Raw genomic sequence first — 25,156 nt, 5'->3', positions numbered from 1 at the left:
TCTGCGCTTACGCAGTATAAATGTACAGGAGGAATATTTATGATAATAGATTTTCACACACACACGTATCCCGACAGGATAGCAGCCAAGACGGTAGGGCTTCTGGAGAGCAGATCCGGTACAAGGGCACATTCGGATGGCACACTTGACGGACTGGAGAATGACATGAGGAGCAGACATGTGGATGTGTCTGTGGTACTTCCGGTGGCAACGTCTCCGAAACAATATAAGCATATAAATGAATTCGCAGTTGAGGAGAATGAGCGCTTTTCAGAGACACATGTGTGGTCGTTTGGAGGGATACATCCCGACAATGACAATTACAAAGAGATACTCAGGGATATATGCGACAAAGGTCTGAAGGGGATAAAGATCCATCCTGACTACCAGGGGGCTTTTTTCAACGATATAAGATATAAAAGGATAATCAGCTATGCCACAGAGCTTGGGCTTATCGTGGTGACACATGCGGGAACAGACATAGGACTTCCTGATGTGACTCACTGCACTCCTGCAATGGCGGAGGAGGTGCTGGATGAGGTTGGGCCTGACAAGCTTGTGCTTGCCCATATGGGTGGATGGCAGATGTGGGATGACGTGCTGAACAGACTTTGCGGAAGAGATGTGTATTTTGACACGGCATTTTCCTATGGACAGATAGACTGGCGGGAGGGGGCATCGCACAGATGGCAGCTTCTTGATGGTGACATGTTTAAGAAGATAGTGGCAGCTCACGGGTCTGACAAGATCCTGTTCGGAACGGACAGCCCATGGTCTGATCAGGAACAGTCATGTGCGGACATAGAGGCCCTTGATCTGGAAGATGTGGACAAAAACAATATATTTGAGAATAATGCGCGAAAATTGCTTGGATTGAAATTGAATTTTTAAAAAAATACGCGAAAACCTATTGATAATGTTTTAAAAATGTGTTACATTTTTGTTACGCCAATGAAATTTTTCACAGATAGTAATACACGAAAGACATGTCGGAGCCTAACGACATGTCTTTTTTATGTGCTGTGGAGCGGACTGCCCACTGTAAGTATCATTATATGAAGCGGTTTATAAAATAAAAAAGACTTGAGATAAATCTCAAGTCTTAGTAGCTGGGCTACAAGGATTCGAACCTTGAAAATGCTGGAGTCAGAGTCCAGTGCCTTACCATTTGGCGATAGCCCATTGCCTCAACAAATGGTAGTATATACTAAAGCTCAGAATAATGCAAGCACTTTTTTAAAAAAATTTCAAAAAAATTTTTCACCTTGCGATAGCCCTCTAAATAGGGTATAAAATTATAGTAAAATGAGCATCATGGAGGTGGCGTAATGTATTCATATGAAGCGATAGTCAGGTATAGTGAGACTGGTGGAAATAAGATATCCAACATGGCGACCATAGCGAACTATTTCCAGGACTGTGCTATACTGCAGTCGGAGGAGGTCGGCATAGGGCTGGATTATCTGGCAGAACACCACAGAGCATGGTTCCTGGTTTCCTGGCAGATAGAGGTGGTCAGATATCCTGCGATGGGAGAGAAGATCAAGGTCAGGACGTGGGCATATGATTTCAAGGCATCTCTGGGATTCAGAAATATAGATATACTGGACGAGAATGGAGAACGCATAGTTAAGGCGGCATCCATTTGGAGCTATATGGACACCGAGAGGCTGAGACCTGTCAAGATAGACAAAGAGGTGTCAGACGCATATCCGATGGAGCCTGCCATAGACATGGAGTATGCGCCGCGCAAGGTAAAACTGCTGGGCGATGCGGAGACTATAGATACCAGAAAAGTCATGTCTTATCAGATAGACTCCAACAATCATATGAATAATGAAGCGTATATTGCTCTTGCCCAGGAATACGTGGATGATGTTGCGGATATTATTGCAGTCAGAGCGGAATATAAGATGCAATATGTGAAAGATGATGTTATAGTAGTAAAGAGATTTATTGACGACAGATATGTTCAGATAATCCTGGCAGATGAAGAGGACAGGACAAGGTGTGTTGTCCAGTTTGAACGGAGCAGTAAGGATATATGATATACTGTGTCGACAGAAAAAATTAAGAGGACGGTATGACGATGATAAAGATAGGCGAATGGAATGATCTTATAGTAAAGAGAGAAAAGGAATTTGGTGTGTATCTTGGATGTGCGGATTCTGACAGTGAGGTGCTTCTTCCGAGAAAGCAGGTCCCGAATGGCATAAAGACAGGCGAGCACATCAACGTGTTCATATACAGGGATTCTGACGACAGACTCATTGCAACTGTGAATGTTCCATATATAACTATGGGTAAGATGGCTGTTCTCAGGTGTGTGGGAACTACCAAGATCGGTGCATTCATGGACTGGGGACTTGAAAAGGATATTCTGCTTCCGTTTAAGGAGCAGGTTGGCCCGGTGAGAGAGAACCATGAATATCTGGTCAGAATGTACACTGACAAATCGGACAGACTGTGTGTGTCCATGAAGGTTTATGAGTATCTGAGCAGCAATTCCCCATATAAGCAGGGAGATGCTATATCGGGAATAGTTATAGAGTACAGCTCCGAGTATGGTGCATTTGTCGCTGTGGACAACAAATATTCAGCACTTATCCCGAAGAAGGAGATACACAGTGCCATATATGCCGGCGACCACGTTGAGGGCAGGGTTGCGTCAGTCAGGGAAGACGGCAAGCTGAACCTCACCATGCAGAAGCCGATAAAGATGCAGATCAGGGAGAATGCAGAGATGATATTGAATATCATCGATTCATATAATGGAGTGCTCCCGTTCAATGACAAGGCAGATTCAAAGGTGATAGAGAAGGAATTTGGAATAAGCAAGAGAGCATTTAAGACGGCGGTTGGCAAGCTCCTCAAGGACGGTAAGATAAGGATCACAGAGAAGAACATTGAGATACTGTCCGAGGAAGAGCGGGCAGAGCTTGCGAAAAAAGGAACAACCAAAGCCGATGTTGTGAAGCGTGCAAAGCCTGAGACGAAGAAGCCGGTATCCAGACGGTCACCGGAGCCCGTGCCAGACAGAAAAGGCACTGTGAAATTCACCAGAAGCAATGGCGGAAGGCGCAACAACAGAAAGGCTCTCATGGCGGAGCTGAGCGAGATGGATGAGGAGTAATAGTTCATCATATATAATAGTAAAAAACAGGAGGAACAAAACATGAAGACAATAATAAGTACACCAAAGGCACCAGCGGCAATAGGACCATATTCACAGGCGGTTCTCGTGAATGGAATGCTTTTTACATCAGGAGTTATACCTATCGATCCTGAGACAAATACACTGGTTGAGGGAGATGTCACTGTACAGGCAAGACAGGCGATCGGCAATCTCAAGAATCTCATAGAGGCATCAGGCTCATCTATGGATAAGGTAGTGAAGACAACAGTATTTATCAAGGATATGAATGATTTTGGCAAGATAAATGATATTTACAAGGACTTCTTCACAAGCGATTTCCCTGCACGTTCATGCGTGGAGGTTGCAAGACTCCCTAAGGATGTGCTTATAGAGATAGAAGCCATCGCTACAGTAGAGTAAGCGTATGAGACAGGACAATGTTCAGAGAAAGGTACACGGAGCGTCATGGTTTTTCCTGTCGCTGATATGTGTGTATCTGTGTGTTGTTATGATCCTGTGGAAGACGAATATCGGCTCACATATAACCATGGTTCAGAATCTGATCCTGAGCCAGAGCATGATATTCGTGCCGACGATCATATATATTCTTATAAGCAAATGTGATCTGCGCGAAACGCTCAGACTGAAAAAGACGCACTGGCTGGCGATAATCATCGTTCCGGCATTCGTCGTGGCTCTTGAGCCTCTTATGACACTCATAAATGCCATAAGTCTTCTGTGGGTGGAGAGTGCCACTACCGAGCTTGCAACAGGTCTTGTGTCGAATCATAAGCTGTGGGTGTCAACACTTCTCATGGCGGTCACTCCGGGAATCGTGGAGGAGCTTGCCTACAGAGGCGTCATAATGGGAAGCTACAGATATGGCAGCAGACTGGCGGCTATAATCATAGGAGGAATAATGTTCGGAGCCATGCACATGAATTTCAATCAGATGGCATATGCGATGGTTCTGGGAATGATGCTGGGATTTCTTGCCGAGGCGACAGGAAGTATATTTACGACCATGTATGCCCATTTCTGCTTTAATGAGATATCCGTCATCATCAGCTATATAGCATCACATGTCAGCGTGCTCAAGCAGATGGTGGAGAAACAGGCTTCTGAGGGAATAGCAACAGATCAGCTCAAGCAGACGATATTGATATATATTCCATTTGCATTTATGGGATTGTGTGCGGCTGCGGCGATGATAGTGTTGTTGGCGTACCTGAATGGAAGGCATATGGATATGCTGGCGATGTTCAGAAGAAACAGGAACGCTGAGGTCAAGAGACCGAGGATCATATCTGTGCCGCTTGTTCTGGCACTGTGCGTATGCATAGGATTTATGATAATAACAGAATTTGTTTTATGATATGTAATACAATGCCTGCACTTTTATAGGTGCGGGCATTTGCATATTAATGCCGTTAATCCCTGTTGAATAACCAGTAGAAGGAGATGGCATACAGTCCGGCAACACCAACCAGAGTATAGATTATTCTGGAAAATGCAGTTCCGGCACCGAAGATGCCGTCCACTATGTTGTAGCTGAACAGTCCTATAATGCCCCATACGATAGCACCGATTATGGTCAGTGTGAGACATATGCAATTTAATGTTTTCATTTTTGACCTCCAATATGATCGCGCCAAATGCGGCGTTTCAGTATGATGTAATTGTGTGCAGTTATCATTTGAAATATTCATGAGATTCAGGTGACTTGACACAAAAAAGTAAGTGTAGTAAATTTACATATGAATACTTGTTCAAATGGAACACGTGAGTTGCTTGTTTGGGAGCAGAAAGGACCATAGATATGGCAGAAGATAAAAATATTTTTTTTGACAGTTATGAACTGGAACAGTCGGATCTCGCAGATCTGGCAGACCTGTTCAAGGTGTTTGGCGATGCGACACGTATATCCATCATGTTCGCCCTGCTTAAGCAGGAACTGAGTGTCGGAGACATCGCAGAGCGTCTGGAGATGAATGCATCGGCTATTTCACACCAGCTCAGGGTGCTGAAGCAGGCCAAATTGATAAAAAGCAGAAGAGAGGGCAAGAATATAATATATTCCCTGGCCGATGAGCACGTTGTGACCATCATCAAACAGGGTGTTGACCATATACTTGAATAGAATATACGAGAGGTAGAATATGAAGGTAGAATCACTTATATTTGACATGGATGGAACTCTGTGGGACAGCGCGGCAAATGTGGCTGCGTCCTGGAGTGAAGTCCTCGAAAGACAGGCTGATGTGGACATGAAGGTGACAGAGGCCGATATCAAATCTGTTATGGGTATGCCTATGGATGCCATTGCCGACAAGCTGTTCGGAGCGTATTCGGAGGACAGAATGACTCAGCTTATGGATGCCTGCGGAGACTATGAGAACGAGTATCTCCGTGAACATGGCGGCGTTCTGTACGATGGTGTAGAGGATACCATTGCGAAGCTTTCGGGATCACACAGGCTGTTTATAGTCAGCAACTGCCAGAGTGGATATATAGAGGCATTTCTTGATTATTACGGGTTTGGAAAGTATTTTAAGGATATACTCTGCTGGGGAGATACAAAGGTATCAAAGGGCGAGAGTATAAAGATACTCATGGAGAAGAATGGAATAGAGGATGCTGCATATGTCGGCGACATCCAGGGCGACTGCGACAGTGCCAGATTTGCCGGGATAAAGTTCATTCACGCGGCATACGGGTTTGGCAGTGTGAAGGATAAGGATGCGGAGATCCATACATTTGCGGAACTTCTTGACGTGGTGGAGTGATCCGGAAGGTCATTTACAGACCTGCTATAAAACATAATAAACAGAAAACAGGGAGTATATCAGCAGTTGATATACTCCCCGTCTCTATATATTATTTATCCATATGCTCAAGTGCAGCTGCTACAAATCCTTTGAAAAGAGGATGTGGCTTGTTTGGTCTTGATTTGAATTCCGGATGTGCCTGTGTTCCGATGAACCAAGGATGCTCAGGAATCTCGATCATCTCGACGATATGTCCGTCAGGTGACAGTCCGACAAGCTCCATTCCGTTGTCAGTCAGAGCCTGACGATAGTCATTGTTGACCTCGTACCTGTGTCTGTGACGCTCGTGGATATATTCTGTACCGTATAACTGGTATGACTTTGAATCCTTTGCAAGCACACAAGGATATGAACCAAGTCTGAGGGTACCGCCAAGATCGGTTACATCGTGCTGGTTTGGCATGATGTGGATTACCTGGTGGAATGAGTTTGGATTGAACTCAGAGCTGTGGGCGTCTGAATATCCAAGTACATTTCTTGCAAATTCAACTATCGTGAGCTGCATTCCGAGACACAGTCCAAGGTAAGGAACCTTGTGTGTTCTGGCGTAATTGATAGAAGTGATCATTCCCTCTATACCTCTGTCGCCAAAGCCGCCCGGAACAAGGATTCCGTCTATATCGCCGAGGATCTCAGCGACATTCTCCTCTGTTACAAGCTCGGAGTCGACCCACTTGATCTCAACCTCTGCCTTGTTGGCAACGCCGGCATGCTTCAATGCCTCAACTACTGAGATATAGGCATCGTGAAGTGATACGTACTTTCCGACCAGAGCAACTCTTACATTCTTCTCAGGATGCTTCCATGCATCTATCATGCTTGTCCACTCGAGCCATGCGTGTTCTGCAGGTGGAGGACATTCCATATCCAGGCACTCACATACTACATCGGCAAGGTGCTCCTTCTCCATGGCAAGTGGAACCTCATACAGAACATCCACGTCAAGATTCTGTATAACGTTTCTGCTCGGCACGTTACAGAACAGTGCGATCTTATCCTTGATGCCCTGATCAAGAGGAAGATCGGAACGACATACGAGGATATCGGGCTGAATACCCATTCCCTGAAGATTCTTAACGCTCGCCTGGGTAGGCTTGGTCTTGATCTCACCTGAAGCCTTCAGATAAGGGATAAGAGTTACATGGATCATGATGCAGTTCTTAGGACCAACCTCATGCTGGAACTGTCTGATAGCCTCAAGGAATGGCTGGCTTTCGATATCTCCAACGGTTCCGCCGATCTCGATTATCGCTACCTCAGTATCCTTTGCATCGGGATTTCTGTAGAATCTGTCTTTTATCTCATTGGTGATATGTGGCACTACCTGTACTGTGTGTCCTCCGAAATCACCATGGCGCTCCTTCTGAAGGATGCTCCAGTATACCTTTCCGGTTGTTACATTAGAATTCTTGTTGAGACTTTCGTCTATAAAACGCTCATAGTGACCGAGATCCAGATCTGTTTCGGCGCCGTCGTCAGTGACAAAAACTTCGCCGTGCTGGATAGGGTTCATTGTTCCCGGATCAATATTGATATAAGGGTCGAACTTCTGGCTTGTGACTTTATATCCTCTCATCTTGAGAAGACGTCCAAGAGAAGCAGCAGTAATACCCTTACCGAGTCCAGATACAACACCACCAGTGACAAACACATACTTGACTGCCATAATTATATCCTCCATTAATACTTCAAAAAACTACATTAACATATTATAAGCAAGCCATATCTAAAAGTCAATTGAGAAAAACAAGCTAAAAACAAATTAAACTTGGCAAAATAATGCTCTGGCTGTTGAAATGAACGTTTTAGGGTCAGATGACATGAAATAATGAAGCACATTGATGCGTGAAGGCTGTCGCACCTGTGCACGACATACATTATGTCGTTGCACTTGCGTGTATCGACATATACTAATATAATTATAAAAGAGTATGTAAATGTGGGGCGTGCGTCATGCTCACACATAACAAATACGGATTATAATGCATTTTCATGCTTGGGATTGGAATATACAGATTGATGAAAAAGATAACGTTTATACATATATCCGATGTGCTGCTCGGCGCGCTGCCTGACAGGGAGTGTGTATGGAGCGGCGAGAGGAAAAACGAAATATACATGACATTTGAGGCTGTGGTGGCACGTGCCGGGGAGCTTGACGTGGATTTTCTTCTGGTTGCAGGCAATCTGTTTGACCATCAGCCATCTGAGGAAGAGCTTGTATGGCTTGATGAGATATTTGGAAGCTTAAAGCATACAGTGGTCATATATGCTGCTGGATTTCAGGATAATCTGGGAAGTGATGCGCCGCTTCTTGACTATGGTTTCAAATCCCGTGTGTGTGTGATCGGAAGCCCTGGAATAAGACAGATTGGAGACAAACAGACTGGAGATATGGGGTACACAGCGGTCAGGGATGAGCAGGCGACCATGGCACTGGATCATATTCATTTTCCGGACAAGGACGTTGATATATACGGCGTGAGCTATTTTGACAGGAAGATGGATGCCAGGGTGGTGGATGATGCAGAACCGCAGGATGAAGCGGTATGTAATGTGCTGATCGCATGTGGGGGTGACCGGAGACGGATGCCGGTTGACTGGAACAGGCTGCGTGCCAGTGGATTTAATTACATTGCGTTTGGCGGCCGCCAGAAGTATCAGATGAAGATTCCGGGCAAGGCTTATTATTCTGGAAGTCCGGAGGCTGTGTCGAGAGAGTCAACAGGCGCACATGGATATATCTATGGGGAAATGTCTGACGGAGTGGTTTCGACTAAGTTTGTGCCTGCTGCGGTCAGAGAATATAAAAGAATTGATTATCCGGTGGATAACGATACAAGGGACGGTGCTCTGACGGAGGCCATTCTGGGTATCCTGGAGCTTGAGGGACGTGACAATATATATTCCATATGCCTGAACCGTATGACAGGCTGTGAGAAGAACTTTGATATATCATCCATGCTGAAGGATTACAGAATCCTGGCGGTGGAAGGTGAGAGATTTGAACGATCCGACTACAGTGAATACGCCAGAGCCAACAAAAATACAGAATTTGGCAGATTGCTCGATAAACTGAATGTTGCCGATCTTGAAATCAGAGACGGAATAAAACTTGCGGTCGACATGATGATAGAGGTGTCGGGGCTGTATGCAAGATCGGGCAGAAAAATGGGCAGGGAGCTTTATCACGATACACTGAGACAGGTCAGACAGATACTCAGGATGAAATGTCAGACATACGAGGCGGACGCTGCGGTCAGGGAATATATGAGCCTGCGAAATGACTACGAGGTCAGCTCTGATGTTCTGGGTGAGCTTAACTCGGTATGGGCACAGGAGCGGAAAAGCGAACTTGAGATCACGACGCTCAGACGTCATCTGGAGGAGCTTCCTAAGGAGTACAGACGAAGTTGGATAAGGACTGGAGTAAGAACAGCACTTGTACCGCTCATGGTACTTGGAATATTGTCGATAGTTATAATGTATGCATTGGTCGCACGGGGTGATAATATTCTCCCGGACGGACGACTTGTGTATGCGATGCTCTTTGCTGTCGGAGCTGCGGGACTTGCATACTATATTGGATATGCGTTGTCAAAATACTGGGGACTCAGGAAGAAGAGTGGAAGAAAGAGATTGACAGCGGAGCTTGAGGAAAGCAGGGCGGAACTTGATAAGCTCTGTGCACAGCGGGATGAGATACACAGCCGCAGAACCGGGCTGCAAAGCCTTGACGGACGAAGAAGAGATATATACGAAAAACTCACACACCGGGAGAAGCTTCTTGATGAAAAGCTTCAGGAGATCCGGGTTATGAGATGTGCGATAGATGAACTGGATGGACTTTCATCATGACAGATGGGTCTGTTCAGCTTTTACTATGTGTTTTTCATTGTGAAATGTCATTATGGCAACAACCTGTATGGATCCAAGAATCAGGAGAAAACCGATCAGATCCATACGGGTGAACTGGGTTCCCAGAAAGATCCACGTCAGCAGGGCACTTGACACGGGCTCGACTGTGACAAAAAGACTCGCCTTCACGCTTCCGAGGATGCTGATGCCGAGACCGTATATTGTAAATGGGATGAGGGAGCCCACAATGGCTACCGCAAGTGAGGCTGCAATTATCCTTCCATCCATGTGAGGCAGTGAGAATGTTTTCGTGACCAGCGCAAGGAAAATGGAGGCTATGAGTGATGACCAGCCTATGATATTTACCAGACCATATTCATTGTAGAGCTTCTGAGGATAAAGGCAGTATATAGTGAAACATACCGCTGAGGTGAGTCCCCATATGAGCGCCGGCCTGGATATGGCAAGGGAATTCAGGCTGCCGTGTGTGGCGATCAGAAAGATACCTGCAAATGCACATACGACTGAGGCGGCTTCATATATATGAGGTCTCTTGTGCATGAATATTGTTGTGTACAACAGCAGCATGATTATGTATGTGAACTGGATCACTGTGCCGGTTGCGGCGTTGGAATGTTCGATGGAAGCGAAGTATGTGAACTGCACGCCCATGACACCTGAGAGTGCAAAGAACAGCATAGATATGACACTTTTAGGCTTTGACCATATGGTCAAAGCCCTTTTATCTCCCTTTACGGCGGCGATGACAAGCAGTACGACACCGGATATAAACTGTCTGATTATGGAAAGCTGTGTGGCATTTACATCTGACGACTGGAACACGTATTGTCCAAGGACTCCGCTTATGCCCCACATGATTCCGCATGACAGAACCAGTATGATTCCGAATCTCTGTGAGTGGTTGATCTGTTTTTCTGACATAACACCGCCTCTTCTCTTGTTAAAAGTGACATCATTTTACCACCGATATTTCTAATTTTCAATTATTCTTTAAACAAGGTGCCTTGGTGTCAAATGAAGGGTTGAATGCATAGAAATTCTTGTGATCGAGGGTATCTTTTACAGCCTCAAGGCATTCGCCAAATCTCTGGAAGTGCACGACCTCCCTCTCGCGCAGGAATTTGATAGGCTCATATACGTCCGGGTGATCCTTGCACAGTCTGAGAATGTTGTCGTAGGTCGACCTGGCTTTCTGCTCAGCGGCCATATCCTCAAAAAGATCTGTTATCGCGTCGCCCTTGCACTGGAATTCGCAGGCGTTAAATGGAATTCCTCCTGCCGCCTGGGGCCAGATGCCGATGGTGTGGTCGATATAATATTTGTCAAAGCCCGATGCCTTGATCTCCTCGATGCTCAGATCCCTTGTGAGCTGGTAAATGATGGTCGCAACCATCTCGAGATGGGCAAGTTCCTCGGTTCCGATGTCGGTCAGAGCCGCCTTGACCTTCTTGTCAGGCATGGAATATCTCTGCGACAGGTATCTCATCGAGGCACTCATTTCACCGTCCGGACCGCCGTATTGACTGATTATGTCCTGAGCCAGCTTTGCGTTGGTTTCCTTTATATTTATAGGAAATTGTAATCTTTTCTCATAAACCCACATTAGCAGTTACACTCTCCTTCCCATGGCCAAGGGTCATTGACCCAGTTGAAATAGTTGTTGTCAGTGACCTGATATTTGTTCAGCGGCCCATACATGTTCACGTAATCATTTATAGCCTGGGTGCGCATGCTCTGATAGTTGTCATAGCTCGAAAGTGCCTTGGTGCAGTCGGGATGAAGGTCGAGATAGAGCGCAATATCGTCAAGTGCAAAAGAGACCTCTGTGATAAAGCGCAGAAGCTGTTTTTTGTTCATTTTATTCATGGCTATTTCCCCCTTACCCCGCAGAATATCAGATTGAGATCCTTGAACATGGTGCCCTCCATCAGTCCGCATTTTGCATCGTACAGATTTTCAAAGAACTGTTCAGGGATATAAGCCATTCCGAGCGGCCTGTCGGTTCTCACCGAAGTGGCAGTGCCGGAGTCACAGGAGCGTGGCTTGGAGCCGGATGAGGCGGTGTATTTAACAGAGGTTCCCTGGTTATAGTAGCATCGATTCTGGCCGTTACGGCAGCAGTTTCTGTTTTGTTCCACTATAAAAGCCTCCATACATAAGTTTTCTCTGTATAAACTATGCTGGAGGCTTAAATATGTTACTGTATTTTGTCGTGTGTTAAATACCCTTCATGGAGAGCTGTATGCGTTTCTTGGCGAGGTCTATGCCGATGACCTTTACCTGGACAATGTCGCCGACGCTCACCACGTCAAGAGGGTGCTTTATGAATTTGTCGGACATCTCTGAGATGTGGACAAGTCCGTCCTGATGAACACCTATATCCACAAATGCACCGAAGTCGATCACGTTTCTGACGGTTCCCTTGAGTATCATTCCCTCTGTCAGATCCTTCATCTCAAGGACATCTCCTCTGAGGATCGGCTTTGGCATCTCGTCACGGGGATCACGGGCAGGCTTTTCAAGCTCCTTTATGATGTCGTTGAGAGTTATCGTTCCTGTTCCCAGCTCCTCAGCTAGCTTTTTGATGTTGCCGGCGGCTTTTGAAAGATCCTTGAGCCTGCCGGATGCAATGTCATCGGTTGTGTAGCCGATGTGGCTCAGCAGGGCAGTGGCTATATCGTAACTCTCAGGATGTACAGATGTGGCATCCAGAGGATTTGAGCCGCCGCTTATCCTCATGAAACCTGCGCACTGTTCAAATGCCTTAGGTCCGAGCTTGGCAACCTTGAGGAGTTCCTTTCTGGTTTTGAAGCGTCCATTTGCCTCTCTGTAATCCACGATATTCTTGGCCAGCGTCTTGTTTATTCCGGAAATGTGCTCCATAAGTGGGGCAGAAGCGGTATTGAGGTCGACGCCGACTTTATTTACAGAATCCTCAACAACTGCGTCCAGGGCTTCTGTCAGCTTCTTCTGGTTCATATCGTGCTGATACTGACCGACTCCGATAGCCTTTGGATCGATCTTGACCAGCTCTGCCAGAGGATCCTGTACTCTCCTGGCGATGGAAGCCGCACTTCTCTGACCAACATCAAAATGAGGGAATTCCTCGGTTGCAAGCTTGCTGGCGGAGTAGACAGAAGCTCCTGCCTCGTTGGTTATCACGTACTGTACAGGTGTGTCAAGTTCACTGATGAGCTCGGCGATCACCATCTCTGACTCTCTGGATGCCGTACCATTTCCCACGGATATGAGAGTTATGCCGTACTTCTTTATTAGAGCATTCACAGTATTTTTAGCCTCTGCAACCTTCTTCTGAGGTGCCGTTGGGAATATGACAACGGTGTCGAGAACCTTTCCGGTCGGATCCACAACTGCGAGCTTACAGCCGGTTCTGAACGCCGGATCCCAGCCGAGCACGGTCTGCCCTGCGATAGGAGGCTGCATGAGGAGCTGCTGCAGATTCGATGCAAATACCTTGATGGCACCGTCCTCAGCGGTCTCTGTGAGGGCGTTTCTGATCTCCCTCTCGATGGCAGGGGCTATGAGCCTGTCGTAGCTGTCTGCGATCGCGTCTGAAAGTATCTGTTCGGTCTCAGGATTGTCTCTGACGATGATCTGTTTTTTCAGATATGATATTATGTCGTTGACCGGTGCCTCGATCTTTACTGTGATGAACTTTTCCTTTTCACCGCGGTTAACGGCGAGGGTTCTGTATCCGGTCATCTTGGATACAGGGGTGGAGAAGTCGTAGTACATCTCGTATACGGATTCAGCCTCCGGGTCCTTTGCTGTTGTTCTCAGCACACCGTGTCTGGTGGTGAGGTCTCTTATGTGAGTCCTGTAATCGGCGGTGTCAGATATATTTTCAGCGATTATGTCCATTGCGCCTGCGATGGCTTCGCTTGTGTCTGCAACGCCCTTCTCCTCAGACACATAAGCTTCAGCTTCCTTGACTATCGGAGTTCTGGTCATCTGCAGCATGATGATGTTTGCAAGCCCCTCCAGCCCTTTGTCCTTGGCGATGGTTGCCCTTGTCTTTCGCTTAGGCCTGTATGGTCTGTAGAGATCGTCGACCAGAACCATGGTCTCGGCCTTCTCAATGTCCGCCCTGAGCTGATCTGTAAGTTTTCCCTGCTCCTCTATACTTGCGATGACCTGAGCCTTTTTGTCCTCGAGATTTCTAAGGTATACAAGTCTTTCGTGAAGAAGACGAAGCTGTTCGTCGTTGAGGGAGCCGGTGGCTTCCTTTCTATATCTGGCGATGAATGGAATTGTGTTGCCATCATCGATGAGTTTTACCGCTGCTTCAACCTGGCTGTCGCGACAGCCTATCTCCTGAGCAATTTTCTTGATTATGTTCATGTATATACTCCTTTTGTAAAGTGTGATGTGCAAAGTAAAAAATATTTCATTGTAAATGTAAAATTTAATAGAAGCACATTTGTTAAGTATATAAAAAATGGATAGATTATTCAAGGCTGCTATGTTATACTTTGTGTAGTTTGGGATGTACTGAAAGGGATAAGAAGATGGCTGACATGACACTGGGAAAAGGCGTTGATGATATGGTTGGACCGGATGTACAGGTTTCAGAACGCATACAGCAGGCTATGGATATGGCAAAAGCATTTCATGAAGGGCAGATGCGCCGGGGAAATGGCGGTATGAAGCCTTATTATGATGAGCATATACTTGGCGTATACAATATCCTGAGAGAAGAGTGCGGGATAACCGACGAGGATATCCTCATAACTGCACTCCTTCACGACACGGTTGAAGATACAGAATGTACACTTGACGATATAGAGAGTGCATTTGGCGCGGACATACGCGAACAGGTAAGACTTCTGACTAGGATACAGGGGGAACCGTTTTCCGTATATGCCAGGAGGTTATTTTCCCAGGGTTCGTACCAGACGGTGATCGTGAAGCTTGCGGACAGGCTTCACAATCTCAGAACGATAGTTTACATGCCTGATGTGAGGTGGATACAGAAGAAGATAAAGCAGTCGTATACAGACATTCTCAATCCCCTTCCCGAGGCTATGCGGAGAATAGACGGAAGATATAATGAACAGATATATATGCTCGCAGATAAGATAGAAGAGCAGATACTGGAAGTGCAGAGAGCACTGAACCTGAAACATTCATGATAGGTTGTATCATGGATGAAGCCGGGACAGTGCTCTTTGTTTTTATTATACTGTCTAATAGAAAATTTTTGTCTCGTCGATGATCGTATATACGTTGTCTGAGTAGTCAAGCATTATCACGTTGCAGTTCTGCTGCAGCCCGCCTGACCAGAACTCCTCGAGCGGATGCTTTTTTACATGCATCATCATTGCTTTGTTTATCGCACCGTGGGCAACGATCATGATCCTTGAATATTTTGAGGAGAGTGGCTCCACATACTCAGTCATGAATCTGGCCGCCCGCTGGCAGAGTTCCTCAAATGATTCACCGTTTCCAACCGGGTGATAGAGCTCAGGATGCTTGAAGAAATACTGAAAATCCTGACCTCCGTCTGCCAGAAGTTCTGACATATTCTGCCCTTCCCAGTCACCAAAGCACATTTCCTTTATGAGGTCATTCTTCACAATTGGAATGTCCCTGCCGCCGACAATGAGGCTGGCTGTCTCGTAAGCCCTCTTAAGCGGACTGGAAAACACCATATCAAAGTGTGTGTCTCTCAGATTTTCTCCTGTGATCCTGGCGAGCTCTCGTCCTTTGTCGCTGAGCTCAATGTCAGTCCGGCCCTGAAGCAGCTTCTTTTTATTCCATACGGTTTCACCGTGTCTTACAATATAAATCTCCATGTGTACAGTCCTCCAAAATCAAATGTCCTCGATCTGCCAGTCGATAGGCTCGACTCCGTTTGCAACCAGGAAATCGTTGGTCTTGCTGAACGGCTTGCTTCCCCAGAAGCCCCTGTATACAGACAGTGGACTTGGGTGTGCGGACTTCAGGATCAGGTGGTGTGGGTTGTTCAGGAATGCGGCCTTCTTCTGGGCGTATGCACCCCACAGGATGAACACGATAGGTCTGTCCTGCTCGTTCAGGATCCTGATCGCTGCATCGGTAAAATGTTCCCAGCCCTTTCCCTGATGGGAACCGGCTCTGTGAGCCTGAACGGTCAGCACGGCATTGAGCATGAGGACTCCCTGGTCGGCCCACTTCTCAAGATATCCGTTATTGGGGATCTTACATCCCAGATCATCGTGAAGCTCCTGATATATGTTGACGAGCGATGGTGGTATGGTGACACCTGGTTTCACACTGAAACTCAGACCGTGTGCCTGCCCTGGCTCATGATATGGATCCTGACCGATTATCACACATTTTACATGGGATAACGGCGTTGTGTGAAATGCGTTGAATATATCATCGGCTGGTGGGTAGACAGTTTCCGTTGCGTATGCCTGTCCCACAAAATCAAACAGCTTTTTATAGTAAGGTTTCTTATATTCAGGCTTAAGATATTCAGCCCAGTCATTTGTTATTGCTGGCATATTGATACTCCTTTTTGTATACAAATATAATGATCCGAAACACAGTTATTTTATCACGGGCGGGGTGCAAAGTAAAATAAACTAATTCAAGTTTTAAGTTGTAAGAAGCAATATCACATGATATACTTACTATATCTGAGAATTGATAAAGACTTATAGAAAGGAGCATATGAGTATGGAGAAAGCATATAAGACTATGAAGCAGGTTGGAGCACTCAACATAGCACTTGGGGTTATAACGATAGTTACTGGTCTTGTAGTGGGTATACTGATGCTTACAGCAGGCGGAAGATCTCTCAAGAACAAGAGATTTATTGTCTGGTAGAACTGTTAATATATATAGGATTATAGCTAAAAGGGGTTGACATCTGACACTTGTATGTGTTAGAGTCAGCCTAGATAATGCGATGAAGAGGAGCAGTAGAATTCTGGAGATGTTCAGAGAACCGCCGGTTGGTGTGAGGCGGTGATCGATAGGGTTTGAACTCGCCTTGGAGCAGCCCGCTGAATGGCACGTCAGATGATCGTGTGAAGTAGGAAGGGACGGAGCCTGACCGTTACAGCAGGAGGGTATAAGACGGCGGTAAGTATATCGTTCATCTGTATCTGCGATGAGAGCATACATTATTGTATGAAATAGAGTGGTACCGCGTAACTTACGTCTCTATAGTGATTAGGAGATGTGAGTTTTTTTTTGCTTAAGTAGGAGGTTATATCAATGAAGAATTATCAGAATTACAAGCGTGGCTATTACATGCCGCCGGTACAGTGCACAGACTGGGTAAACAAGGAGTATATTGACAAAGCACCTATCTGGTGCAGCGTGGATCTGAGAGACGGTAATCAGGCCCTGATCGTACCTATGAGCCTTGATGAGAAGCTGGAATTTTTCAAGGAGCTTGTCAGGATCGGTTTCAAGGAGATAGAGATCGGATTTCCTGCAGCGTCCGAGACTGAGTACGAGTTCTGCCGAACACTTATAGAGCAGGATCTCATACCTGATGATGTCACGATACAGGTACTTACACAGGCAAGACCACATATCATAGAGAAGACATTTAAGGCTATAGAGGGTGCAAAGAACGTGATCGTACATCTGTACAATTCAACATCATTTGCCCAGAGACAGCAGGTGTTCAGAAAGTCAAAGGAAGAGATACTTAAGATAGCAGTGGATGGAGCAGAGCTGCTCAACAAGATGGCTGATGAGTACGGCGTTCCATATCGTTTTGAGTATTCACCGGAGAGCTTCACCGGAACAGAGGTTGACTATGCACTTGAGGTCTGCAACGCAGTTATCGATGTATGGAAGCCGACACCGGACAGAAAGGTTATAATCAACCTCCCTGCAACAGTCGAGATGTCACTTCCGCATGTTTACGCAAGCCAGATAGAGTATATGAGCAAGAACCTCCACGACAGGGAGAATATTATCCTGTCACTTCATCCTCATAATGACAGAGGCTGTGGAGTGGCAGATGCAGAGCTTGGTATCCTTGCCGGCGCAGACAGAATAGAGGGAACATTATTTGGAAATGGTGAGAGAACAGGAAATGTGGACGTGATCACACTCTGCATGAACATGTTCACCCATGGAGTTGACCCTGAGATAGATCTCAGCGATATACCATCGCTCACAGAGATGTATGAGAGAGTTACAGGAATGAAGGTTTACGAGCGTTCACCATATACAGGAAAGCTTGTATTTGCCGCATTCTCAGGCTCACATCAGGATGCCATTGCCAAGGGAATGAAGTTCAGAAAAGAGCAAGGTGACGGAATGTGGACCTGTCCATATCTGCCGCTTAACCCTGAGGATATCGGAAGAAAGTATGATGGCGATGTTATTAGAATAAACAGCCAGTCAGGAAAGGGTGGAATTGGATTCATCCTCCAGACAAAGTACGGCTTTGACCTTCCTGCAAAGTTCAGAGAGGATCTGGGCTACACAGTAAAGGATGTGTCAGATAAGGAGCACAAGGAGCTCAGTCCAAAGGAAGTATTGGATATATTCCAGAATACATATGTCAATATAGATGGCCCTATCAAGATGCTTGAGAATCACTTCGTACAGGGAGATGGAATATCCACAGAGATAACTATTCTGAAGAACGGTGTGAAGAAGGTTTACCACGGCAAGGGAAATGGACGTCTGGATGCCGTGAGCAACGCTATAAAGAAGCACTTTGACATACAGTTCAAGGTCGTATGCTACGAGGAGCATTCACTCCAGACTGGCTCAAACTCACAGGCAGTTGCCTATGTCGGAGTCGAGACTGTCGATGGTAAGGTTACATGGGGCGCAGGAATAAAGAACGATATCATAGACGCATCTGTACATGCACTCGTGAGCGCCGTCAACAGAACGGGAGATCTCAATTAGATATTAAATTAGGGATTAAGATATATTGAATTACATTAAAATACCCGGATGTGCAGGCGAAATGCTTACATATCCGGGTGTTTTTTATGATTCGCTGGTCTTAAGTTTCTTATAGCAGTAACCGATGATATCCTTTCGTGTAACTATGCCGATGAACTTGTTCTGATCGTCAACCACCGGAACAAAATTCTGGACCATGGCTCTGGCTATGAGATCCTCCATGTTGGAACTGATGGATACGGAGGCGTACTCGAATTTCTTTGGAATATCATTAAGGAAGATGCTCTCTGCGGTTTTGAGCGCGTTCATCGAATTGCGCTTGCAGTACCAGAGAATGTCGCCCTCCGTTATGGTGCCGACATATTCACCGGTGTTGGATAGTATCGGTATTGCAGAATATCTGTGTATCTCCATCTTCTCAAGTATCTGTCTGAGTGAAAAACTGTCCTCAATATATGCTACATCGCTCTTAGGTGTAAGAAAAAATAAAATGTTCATGCCTCTTCTCCTTGTCATATATAATTTGTAATTTTACAGCCCCATTCTGTAAATGATAAATACCATAAATATTGCTTATCGCCCATATGTAATAATTATAAAATATAATCAGTATGAGTTCAATTAAATTACTGTGAAATAATAGTGACCGGGTGCATGATAAGAAAGTATTTTCAGAATATAATCCGAAATGTGTCAGATGTGTCAGAAATTGCAAAATTATGTTGTTAATTAGTAGGCGATTTGATATTATAAACTTGATATGCACTATTATAAGAGACATAAGGAGGACTGTATGGGATCGGAGAATGTTTTCCAGGAGAATCAGGAATATCTTATAAAGGCAAGGGAGCTGGTGGTGGCTATCGATGATGTGCAGGACAACCTTGAACAGGTGAGAACGGCACAGAGAAAGACCAGCAGGAGTATCTCACAGGAGGAAAAGGGCCTTTCTGATGAGATCAGTTCAACCTTGAAAAACAGAAAGAATGAGATAGAGGATGGATACGACCAGCAGCTTTCGGCGAACGGAGCCAAGATAAGGCAGCTTCAGTCAAAAAAAGATAAGAAGAAGACGGAGCGTATGGGCAACCGAATAGAGAGCGAGACGGCCTCCCTCAACGAGAGCAACAGACAGCTCAGACTCAAGGCAAAGGAGCTGTTTAAGCAGAACAATGTATCGGGCTTCTGCAATACGGGCTTTTTCTACTGTATGTTCGCTCCGTGCGGAGCAGGCGACGTGTTTAAGCTTATACTGCTTATACTCCTGTTCTGCGGATGTATACCGGCGATTGTATGCGTGGCGCTTTCATACACCATATACCAGACCGGAGTTCACACTTTGACGTATGTGGTGATCAGTCAGGCGATTGTCATAGCAGAATTTATCATATATTTCATAGTGTTCAATCTTGCCAAGGTAAAGAATCTTGAGATCGTCAATGAGGGCAGGCGGATAAGAAACAAGGTCCGCGCCAACAACAAGCAGATAAGGATCATCAGAAACTCGATAACAAGAGACAAGGATGAGAGTGTATATAATCTTGGCAAATATGATGAAAAGCTCAGCGAGCTTGAGGCGGAGCGCGAGGATATAAGCAATCGCAAGCTTGAGGCGATAAAAGTATTTGAGAATGATACAAAACAGGTTATAACTGATGAGATAACAGGAAGACGGCAGCCGAAGATCGACGCACTTAAGGCGGATCTGAAGCAGCTCGAGGAAAAGATCAATGCCATGGAGTCACAGCTTGCTGATATGCAGAGCCATCTGACTGACAGCTATGTCACATTCCTTGGCAAAGATCTGCTCACAGAAGAGAAACTCTCTGATCTTATATCGATCATGGAGGAGGGCACGGCAAGCACAGTGTCAGGCGCCATAGAGGTTTATAAGGGAGAGAGCTAGTCAGTGTGTCGATGATGACAGTATGGCGTCAGAGATGAAGCGTGCCATATTGCTGACGGTATACAGCCTGGTGCTCTGAAGAAGACTCATACCTGGCTTTCCAGACAGATTTACAATCCCGGTGATGGAGATATCTCCTATCGCCGGGAGTTTTTTATTTACACCGATTCCGGGGTACAGGGGGGCGTTAGAGAGCGTGATCATACCTACATCTGAAGGACGTCCAAGGGATGCGTCGACGGCGATGATGGCGGGGGAGACAAAATGGTCGTATATATGGTGTATGGTATCGCGCAGATTGAGGGCGTGGACCGGAGCTTTTAACGTTCCGTATACTTTGAAAGGACAGTTGTGCTCTGTCAGAAAGCTGCCTGTCAGAGGGCCGAGAGCATCACCGGTAGCGCGGTCGGTTCCTATGCATAAAACCACGGTGCTGTCAGAAGGTTGCCCGCTGTCTGCCAGAAAATCCGATATTCTGGTTGAAAGCGCACGGCAGGCAAGAATGTCATTTGGATTAAAATATTCTGTTTGTCGCTGCTTCTTTTTTATCATATCAATACCCTGCCTGTGTTTTATAGTATAGAGTATTTCCAAGATTATCAAAGTTTACACAATAGATTCATAAAGCGCTCATTTACGTGATCCTGTAGATATAGGTCGTAATAGGCTGGAATATAGGGCGCAGTTACACACATCAAATGACATGATTTCCTAAAAAAGCGTCTTGTCAACATGGTATTATTCATGCATCGTTGGCGGAGCTGTAAGGGCTGATGCTTAAGAGTATAGGAGGTCGGGTGAATGATAGAGATAGTATATGATGAAGCAAATGAGATGATGAGGTCAAGCGACAGGGTGAAATATGAGCTGCCCAAGAATATACGACAGGTGGGAAATGCCCCGGGAAATTACAAGATATATGTAGAAGACTATGTCATGACATATCTGAGGAGAATTGCATCGCCGGGCAATATGAACTGCCGTGGAGCCATACTTCTCGGAAAAGTATATGATGAAAATGGCACAAAGGTGATATTTGTCAGCGGCGCAGTGGATGCACAGAATCTTGAATTTGACATATCCATGATAAAATTTGGTGACAGCGAGTGGAGCGGGATATATGCGGAGATAAACAAATACTTCGATGACCTGTCAATCGTGGGATGGTTCCTGTCCAGAATGGGTTTCTCTGCAGAGATAAACGATCAGATGAAAAGGCTGCACCGCGATAATTTCCCGGGTGAGGGAAAGATCCTGTTCCTTATGGATGCACTGGAGTGTGAGGAGGCATTTTATTATTACGATCACGGGACCCTTATGAGGGAAAAGGGATACTATATATATTATGTGAGAAATGAGAAAATGCAGAACTACATAATCAGCAGAAAGCGTGAGACTGCGGAATCTGCGACAGACAGTGTGGTAATAAAGGATAAGACGGTCGTTGAAAACTTCAGAGAGAGGGGGAAACAGACGGAGAACCGGAAGAAGAGGAGCTGGGGTACAACCGCGGCGTGCTTTGTTGCGGTATGTGCGGTGTCATTTGGAGCATTGTGGTACATATCCCCGGATACAGTGGGGCAGATAACGGACAGGCTGACAAAGGCAAAACACTCCGGTGAGGTTCAGGTGTTCATGAACAGTGCAGACACCATGGCCGGTGCTGAGGAAACAGTGGGAGGAGCTGCATCCGGAGATGCCTATACACAAAAAAATACGCCGGGATCACAGAACACGGAGGCAACTCAGAATGCGGAAGGTGTGCAGGATACAGAGATGGCACAGAAAGCAAATGGATCGCAGGATATATCAGCGGCGCAAGGAGCGGAGAATACAAGTGCTTCGGTGGAGGGAACTTCGGATGGCTCGGAATACACTTCGGACAGTGTTTCAGATGAAGCTGTAACATCAGAGATACCTTCTGTGCCGGAGGATACGGAGAGCATCTATGTGGTTGAACCGGGGGACACTCTTGTGAGTATATCGATAAAGATGTACGGAACGCAGGATGGCGCAGAGAGTATAGCGGCGGTAAATGGCCTGAAGATAGATGAACCTATATATGAGGGCCAGAAATTGGTTATTCCCTATACAGATTAAAAATGCTATAATTACCATGTTTTTTTATAGTGAATAAAGAACAGAAGGAATACGGATATGAAATTTTTAACAAAAAATAAAAAAACTGCGGATAAGGAAATTGCTGCGGGCAGAGACGATGAAAAACAGGAAGTTCAGAATCAGACAGAAGATGATATGGACGAGGAAAGCCTTGCAAATGGCAGGGATAATGTCATTGAAGTAAAACGTACCATGGGCAAAAAAGGCAAAATGCTCCTCGCTATCGCAGCAATTGTGGTTGTGCTAGGACTTGTCACTGCACTTTTGAGATATAATGCGATAAAGACATACACTCAGTATGATGTGGTGTCAGCGACGGAAACATCAGGTGACAATATAGCAGATTACACGGTATTTGCGGGAAATGTGCTGAAGGTGACCAAGGACGGTGCATCTTACATAGATGAAAAAGGCGTGACAAAGTGGGATGTGAGCTATGCGATGAAGATGCCACACGCAGAGGTGTGCGGAAACTACGCGATAGTTGCGGATATGAACGGTAAAGATGTGTATGTGTTTAATGTTGACGGCGAAGTCAGCCGTCAGACTCTCGCTTACGACATCTCAAATGTTGATATTGCAGAGCAGGGAGTGTACACCCTTGTACTTGTGGGAGAAGACTGCAATTATATCAATGGATACGATAAGGACAGCAACACGATCTATGAGCTCAAGACCACGATAGATAAAAGTGGATACCCTATGGATATAGACATATCGAACGATGGACAGAAGCTGGTCACAAGTTATATGAAGATACAGGGCACAAAGGTACAGTCTGTGATAGCCATGTACAATTTTAGCTCGGTTGGACAGAATGAGAATGCTGATCGTATGATGGGAAGCTATACAGTGGATGATGCACTGTATCCTATCGTGAAATTTACAGATAATGACAATATTGCATGCTTTGGTAATAAAGATATAAGAACATACACTATGACGGAGAAACCGGAGGAGAGAGCTGTTATAGATCTCGGATCCAGGGAGATGCAGGGCGTATTCTATAATTCTTCCTGCGTGGGTTATATTGCTGTCTCGGATTCTGCCTCAAAGGCGAAATACAAAATATATATATATGACAACAAGGGTGCGCTGAAGGCTGAAGTGGACTACGACAATGCATTTGACAAAATATATGCAACTGAAGAGGAGATAATAGTCACGGGAGATATGGACTGCAGTATAATCAGGTTTAATGGAAGTATGAAATTTAATTATTCATTCACCAAGAATCTTGTAAATGTTGTGCCGGACTCAAACGAGGAGGAGTATGTGGTCATATTTGAAAATGAGACGCAGACTATTGCCCTCAAGGGCATGTAAGAGAAAGGAGAAGCGCATATGAATCTGATGTTGCTTGCGTCTGTGGCGGTTATTCTTCTGTGCGCCCTTATCGGATACAGGAGAGGTCTCATCAAAAGTGCGGTAAGTGCAGTGGGCATAGTAGGAGCGGTGATCCTGACAAATGTGCTGAATCCGTATGTAAACCAGTTCCTCTGTCAGCATACACCACTCAGAGACACCGTGAGGCAGAAGGTGGAGCAGAGCATAGGAGTGGAAGATATCAGTGAAAGTGTATCTGTCTATGAGAAAGAAGATTATCTAGAACATACAGAACTGCCGGAGATCGTGAAGAACTACATACGCAGTAACGGCGGAGACAAGATAAATGGAAAGGCGATCGGAGACTATGTGGCATATGTTGTGGATTATCTCACAGATATGGTAATGAACGGACTGTCTTATCTGTTAACCATATTTGTGGTGCTACTGCTCGTGCTGATAGCTCTTGCGTTATCGCATGTTCTGTCGGGTATCCCCGTGGTCGGTGGACTGGACAAAGCAGGAGGACTTGCTTTTGGCGTTGCACAGGCTGTGTTGTGTATATGGATCGCAATGGTTCTCATAACGTTTTTGTCGGCATTCTCAGTGGCTTCGCAGATGCTGGAAATGGTACACGATAGCAAGGCTCTCACATATCTGTACGATAAAAACATTTTTTTGAAAATAGTTATTGACATATTGGGAGATATTTAGTATAGTTTCACTTGCTGGTTGTGACCGGCACAAGTTAACATCGATTTTATTCTTCTGTCACTGGAATATGATGACAAAGAAAATGAAAAAAGTTGTTGACATACACACTTCGGTGTGGTAATATTTAGAAGTTGTCGCCGAAGAGGTCGGACATCAGCAACCGAAAAGGTCTTGAAAAAAAGATAAAAAAGTTGTTGACAAAGAACTTCAGATGTGATAGCATATAGAAGTTGTCGCTGAGAGGCGAAAACATAAAGAACCTTGAAAAATTAACAACATGACAACCCTGAAATTCCAAACAAGAATTTCAAGAACGTCGGATCAGAGATGATATCAAAGATCCAACAAACCAAT

26 protein-coding genes, 1 tRNA gene and 1 other annotated feature are annotated in these 25,156 nt (G+C 45.4%); of the genes, 15 read left to right on the top strand and 12 right to left on the bottom strand.

From position 1 onward, the window contains the following. The first annotated feature begins 39 nt into the window (after window positions 1-39). Window positions 40-891, top strand: coding sequence for an amidohydrolase family protein (locus OCV54_RS12245; protein WP_015533432.1), 852 nt, complete (start codon window positions 40-42; stop codon window positions 889-891). 218 nt (window positions 892-1,109) lie between these two features. Here OCV54_RS12245 and OCV54_RS12240 read toward each other — a convergent pair. After that, a tRNA-Gln gene (locus OCV54_RS12240) sits at window positions 1,110-1,182 on the bottom strand. Window positions 1,183-1,328: 146 nt separating this feature from the next. Here OCV54_RS12240 and OCV54_RS12235 point away from each other — a divergent pair. From OCV54_RS12235 to OCV54_RS12220, 4 genes are read left to right on the top strand one after another with little or no spacing between them, the layout of a single operon-like run. Further along, window positions 1,329-2,048, top strand: a complete 720-nt coding sequence (locus OCV54_RS12235) for an acyl-[acyl-carrier-protein] thioesterase (protein ID WP_015533431.1) — start codon at window positions 1,329-1,331, stop codon at window positions 2,046-2,048. 35 nt (window positions 2,049-2,083) lie between these two features. Continuing rightward, entirely contained in the window at window positions 2,084-3,133 is a 1,050-nt protein-coding gene (locus tag OCV54_RS12230; protein ID WP_308936789.1) for a CvfB family protein, read from the top strand. 42 nt (window positions 3,134-3,175) lie between these two features. Then, a complete protein-coding gene (locus OCV54_RS12225) occupies window positions 3,176-3,556 on the top strand; it encodes a RidA family protein (protein WP_015533429.1) in 381 nt (126 codons plus the stop codon). Between the two features lie 4 nt (window positions 3,557-3,560). Next, on the top strand, window positions 3,561-4,511 hold the full coding sequence (locus tag OCV54_RS12220; RefSeq protein ID WP_055224260.1) for a CPBP family intramembrane glutamic endopeptidase: 951 nt from the start codon (window positions 3,561-3,563) through the stop codon (window positions 4,509-4,511). Window positions 4,512-4,566: 55 nt separating this feature from the next. Here OCV54_RS12220 and OCV54_RS12215 read toward each other — a convergent pair whose 3' ends face one another. Beyond that, complete coding sequence (locus OCV54_RS12215; protein WP_055224258.1) at window positions 4,567-4,764, bottom strand: DUF378 domain-containing protein; 198 nt, start codon at window positions 4,762-4,764, stop codon at window positions 4,567-4,569. Window positions 4,765-4,955: 191 nt separating this feature from the next. On the opposite strand from OCV54_RS12215, the gene OCV54_RS12210 reads away from it, so the two are divergent. Further along, window positions 4,956-5,276, top strand: a complete 321-nt coding sequence (locus OCV54_RS12210; protein ID WP_022216728.1) for an ArsR/SmtB family transcription factor — start codon at window positions 4,956-4,958, stop codon at window positions 5,274-5,276. Between the two features lie 19 nt (window positions 5,277-5,295). Then, the gene (locus tag OCV54_RS12205; RefSeq protein WP_055224256.1) at window positions 5,296-5,922 is read left to right on the top strand and encodes an HAD family hydrolase; all 627 of its coding nucleotides are present in this window, start codon (window positions 5,296-5,298) and stop codon (window positions 5,920-5,922) included. 91 nt (window positions 5,923-6,013) lie between these two features. Here OCV54_RS12205 and OCV54_RS12200 read toward each other — a convergent pair whose 3' ends face one another. Then, window positions 6,014-7,630 (bottom strand): CTP synthase, encoded by a 1,617-nt coding sequence (locus OCV54_RS12200; protein ID WP_055224254.1) that lies wholly within the window; start codon window positions 7,628-7,630, stop codon window positions 6,014-6,016. 353 nt (window positions 7,631-7,983) lie between these two features. Between OCV54_RS12200 and OCV54_RS12195 the strand changes: the two genes are divergently transcribed. Next, window positions 7,984-9,822, top strand: a complete 1,839-nt coding sequence (locus OCV54_RS12195) for a metallophosphoesterase family protein (RefSeq protein WP_055224252.1) — start codon at window positions 7,984-7,986, stop codon at window positions 9,820-9,822. On the opposite strand, the gene OCV54_RS12190 is transcribed toward OCV54_RS12195, so the two are convergent. The 5 genes from OCV54_RS12190 to OCV54_RS12170 form a co-directional block, all read right to left on the bottom strand. After that, complete coding sequence (locus OCV54_RS12190; protein ID WP_055224250.1) at window positions 9,817-10,764, bottom strand: DMT family transporter; 948 nt, start codon at window positions 10,762-10,764, stop codon at window positions 9,817-9,819. The genes OCV54_RS12195 and OCV54_RS12190 overlap by 6 nt on opposite strands. Before the next feature lie 58 nt (window positions 10,765-10,822). Continuing rightward, window positions 10,823-11,446, bottom strand: coding sequence for a manganese catalase family protein (locus tag OCV54_RS12185; RefSeq protein ID WP_015533421.1), 624 nt, complete (start codon window positions 11,444-11,446; stop codon window positions 10,823-10,825). Further along, window positions 11,446-11,709, bottom strand: a complete 264-nt coding sequence (locus OCV54_RS12180; RefSeq protein ID WP_022216733.1) for a spore coat protein CotJB — start codon at window positions 11,707-11,709, stop codon at window positions 11,446-11,448. The genes OCV54_RS12185 and OCV54_RS12180 overlap by 1 nt, the downstream gene beginning before the upstream one ends. Window positions 11,710-11,711: 2 nt before the next feature. Then, entirely contained in the window at window positions 11,712-11,981 is a 270-nt protein-coding gene (locus OCV54_RS12175; RefSeq protein ID WP_055147972.1) for a spore coat associated protein CotJA, read from the bottom strand. A gap of 79 nt (window positions 11,982-12,060) precedes the next feature. Further along, the gene (locus OCV54_RS12170; protein ID WP_082419799.1) at window positions 12,061-14,205 is read right to left on the bottom strand and encodes a Tex family protein; all 2,145 of its coding nucleotides are present in this window, start codon (window positions 14,203-14,205) and stop codon (window positions 12,061-12,063) included. A gap of 167 nt (window positions 14,206-14,372) precedes the next feature. Here OCV54_RS12170 and OCV54_RS12165 point away from each other — a divergent pair, with 167 nt between their 5' ends. Next, complete coding sequence (locus tag OCV54_RS12165) at window positions 14,373-14,996, top strand: HD domain-containing protein (RefSeq protein WP_022216736.1); 624 nt, start codon at window positions 14,373-14,375, stop codon at window positions 14,994-14,996. A 54-nt stretch (window positions 14,997-15,050) separates the two neighbouring features. Here the strand turns inward: OCV54_RS12165 and OCV54_RS12160 are convergent, their stop codons facing one another. After that, complete coding sequence (locus tag OCV54_RS12160) at window positions 15,051-15,659, bottom strand: histidine phosphatase family protein (protein ID WP_022216737.1); 609 nt, start codon at window positions 15,657-15,659, stop codon at window positions 15,051-15,053. A gap of 18 nt (window positions 15,660-15,677) precedes the next feature. Further along, the gene (locus OCV54_RS12155) at window positions 15,678-16,352 is read right to left on the bottom strand and encodes a uracil-DNA glycosylase (protein WP_015533416.1); all 675 of its coding nucleotides are present in this window, start codon (window positions 16,350-16,352) and stop codon (window positions 15,678-15,680) included. A gap of 175 nt (window positions 16,353-16,527) precedes the next feature. On the opposite strand from OCV54_RS12155, the gene OCV54_RS12150 reads away from it, so the two are divergent. Together OCV54_RS12150 and OCV54_RS12145 are read left to right on the top strand one after the other, a co-directional pair. Further along, entirely contained in the window at window positions 16,528-16,677 is a 150-nt protein-coding gene (locus OCV54_RS12150) for a hypothetical protein (protein WP_015533415.1), read from the top strand. 73 nt (window positions 16,678-16,750) lie between these two features. Further along, window positions 16,751-17,021, top strand: a binding site (T-box leader). 49 nt (window positions 17,022-17,070) lie between these two features. Continuing rightward, the gene (locus tag OCV54_RS12145; RefSeq protein WP_015533414.1) at window positions 17,071-18,735 is read left to right on the top strand and encodes a 2-isopropylmalate synthase; all 1,665 of its coding nucleotides are present in this window, start codon (window positions 17,071-17,073) and stop codon (window positions 18,733-18,735) included. An 84-nt stretch (window positions 18,736-18,819) separates the two neighbouring features. Here the strand turns inward: OCV54_RS12145 and OCV54_RS12140 are convergent, their stop codons facing one another. After that, a complete protein-coding gene (locus tag OCV54_RS12140; RefSeq protein ID WP_015533413.1) occupies window positions 18,820-19,233 on the bottom strand; it encodes a CBS domain-containing protein in 414 nt (137 codons plus the stop codon). A gap of 295 nt (window positions 19,234-19,528) precedes the next feature. Between OCV54_RS12140 and OCV54_RS12135 the strand changes: the two genes are divergently transcribed. After that, entirely contained in the window at window positions 19,529-20,641 is a 1,113-nt protein-coding gene (locus tag OCV54_RS12135; RefSeq protein ID WP_015533412.1) for a hypothetical protein, read from the top strand. Here OCV54_RS12135 and yyaC read toward each other — a convergent pair whose 3' ends face one another. Continuing rightward, window positions 20,642-21,193, bottom strand: a complete 552-nt coding sequence (gene yyaC, locus OCV54_RS12130; RefSeq protein WP_015533411.1) for a spore protease YyaC — start codon at window positions 21,191-21,193, stop codon at window positions 20,642-20,644. 249 nt (window positions 21,194-21,442) lie between these two features. Here yyaC and OCV54_RS12125 point away from each other — a divergent pair, with 249 nt between their 5' ends. Genes OCV54_RS12125 through OCV54_RS12115 form a run of 3 tightly spaced genes read left to right on the top strand, consistent with a single transcriptional unit; the run spans window position 21,443 to window position 24,802 of the window. After that, window positions 21,443-22,741, top strand: a complete 1,299-nt coding sequence (locus OCV54_RS12125; RefSeq protein WP_055224248.1) for a LysM peptidoglycan-binding domain-containing protein — start codon at window positions 21,443-21,445, stop codon at window positions 22,739-22,741. Window positions 22,742-22,798: 57 nt separating this feature from the next. Continuing rightward, a complete protein-coding gene (locus tag OCV54_RS12120) occupies window positions 22,799-24,088 on the top strand; it encodes a DUF5711 family protein (protein WP_055224246.1) in 1,290 nt (429 codons plus the stop codon). An 18-nt stretch (window positions 24,089-24,106) separates the two neighbouring features. After that, on the top strand, window positions 24,107-24,802 hold the full coding sequence (locus OCV54_RS12115; protein WP_055224240.1) for a CvpA family protein: 696 nt from the start codon (window positions 24,107-24,109) through the stop codon (window positions 24,800-24,802). Window positions 24,803-25,156 lie beyond the last annotated feature (354 nt).

It is taken from the genome of Coprococcus aceti (assembly GCF_025567285.1).
Taxonomy (GTDB): Bacteria; Bacillota; Clostridia; order Lachnospirales; family Lachnospiraceae; genus Coprococcus; species Coprococcus aceti.
The sequence above is the reverse complement of the archived record's forward strand: the minus strand, read 5'-3'. Positions and strand labels throughout refer to the sequence as shown.

Coding starts and splice junctions, on each gene's coding strand:
- OCV54_RS12245 (WP_015533432.1), top strand. CDS start 40: ATGATAATAGATTTTCACACACACACGTATCCCGACAGGATAGCAGCC.
- OCV54_RS12235 (WP_015533431.1), top strand. CDS start 1,329: ATGTATTCATATGAAGCGATAGTCAGGTATAGTGAGACTGGTGGAAAT.
- OCV54_RS12230 (WP_308936789.1), top strand. CDS start 2,084: ATGACGATGATAAAGATAGGCGAATGGAATGATCTTATAGTAAAGAGA.
- OCV54_RS12225 (WP_015533429.1), top strand. CDS start 3,176: ATGAAGACAATAATAAGTACACCAAAGGCACCAGCGGCAATAGGACCA.
- OCV54_RS12220 (WP_055224260.1), top strand. CDS start 3,561: ATGAGACAGGACAATGTTCAGAGAAAGGTACACGGAGCGTCATGGTTT.
- OCV54_RS12215 (WP_055224258.1), bottom strand. CDS start 4,764: ATGAAAACATTAAATTGCATATGTCTCACACTGACCATAATCGGTGCT.
- OCV54_RS12210 (WP_022216728.1), top strand. CDS start 4,956: ATGGCAGAAGATAAAAATATTTTTTTTGACAGTTATGAACTGGAACAG.
- OCV54_RS12205 (WP_055224256.1), top strand. CDS start 5,296: ATGAAGGTAGAATCACTTATATTTGACATGGATGGAACTCTGTGGGAC.
- OCV54_RS12200 (WP_055224254.1), bottom strand. CDS start 7,630: ATGGCAGTCAAGTATGTGTTTGTCACTGGTGGTGTTGTATCTGGACTC.
- OCV54_RS12195 (WP_055224252.1), top strand. CDS start 7,984: ATGAAAAAGATAACGTTTATACATATATCCGATGTGCTGCTCGGCGCG.
- OCV54_RS12190 (WP_055224250.1), bottom strand. CDS start 10,764: ATGTCAGAAAAACAGATCAACCACTCACAGAGATTCGGAATCATACTG.
- OCV54_RS12185 (WP_015533421.1), bottom strand. CDS start 11,446: ATGTGGGTTTATGAGAAAAGATTACAATTTCCTATAAATATAAAGGAA.
- OCV54_RS12180 (WP_022216733.1), bottom strand. CDS start 11,709: ATGAATAAAATGAACAAAAAACAGCTTCTGCGCTTTATCACAGAGGTC.
- OCV54_RS12170 (WP_082419799.1), bottom strand. CDS start 14,205: ATGAACATAATCAAGAAAATTGCTCAGGAGATAGGCTGTCGCGACAGC.
- OCV54_RS12165 (WP_022216736.1), top strand. CDS start 14,373: ATGGCTGACATGACACTGGGAAAAGGCGTTGATGATATGGTTGGACCG.
- OCV54_RS12160 (WP_022216737.1), bottom strand. CDS start 15,659: ATGGAGATTTATATTGTAAGACACGGTGAAACCGTATGGAATAAAAAG.
- OCV54_RS12155 (WP_015533416.1), bottom strand. CDS start 16,352: ATGCCAGCAATAACAAATGACTGGGCTGAATATCTTAAGCCTGAATAT.
- OCV54_RS12150 (WP_015533415.1), top strand. CDS start 16,528: ATGGAGAAAGCATATAAGACTATGAAGCAGGTTGGAGCACTCAACATA.
- OCV54_RS12145 (WP_015533414.1), top strand. CDS start 17,071: ATGAAGAATTATCAGAATTACAAGCGTGGCTATTACATGCCGCCGGTA.
- OCV54_RS12140 (WP_015533413.1), bottom strand. CDS start 19,233: ATGAACATTTTATTTTTTCTTACACCTAAGAGCGATGTAGCATATATT.
- OCV54_RS12135 (WP_015533412.1), top strand. CDS start 19,529: ATGGGATCGGAGAATGTTTTCCAGGAGAATCAGGAATATCTTATAAAG.
- yyaC (WP_015533411.1), bottom strand. CDS start 21,193: ATGATAAAAAAGAAGCAGCGACAAACAGAATATTTTAATCCAAATGAC.
- OCV54_RS12125 (WP_055224248.1), top strand. CDS start 21,443: ATGATAGAGATAGTATATGATGAAGCAAATGAGATGATGAGGTCAAGC.
- OCV54_RS12120 (WP_055224246.1), top strand. CDS start 22,799: ATGAAATTTTTAACAAAAAATAAAAAAACTGCGGATAAGGAAATTGCT.
- OCV54_RS12115 (WP_055224240.1), top strand. CDS start 24,107: ATGAATCTGATGTTGCTTGCGTCTGTGGCGGTTATTCTTCTGTGCGCC.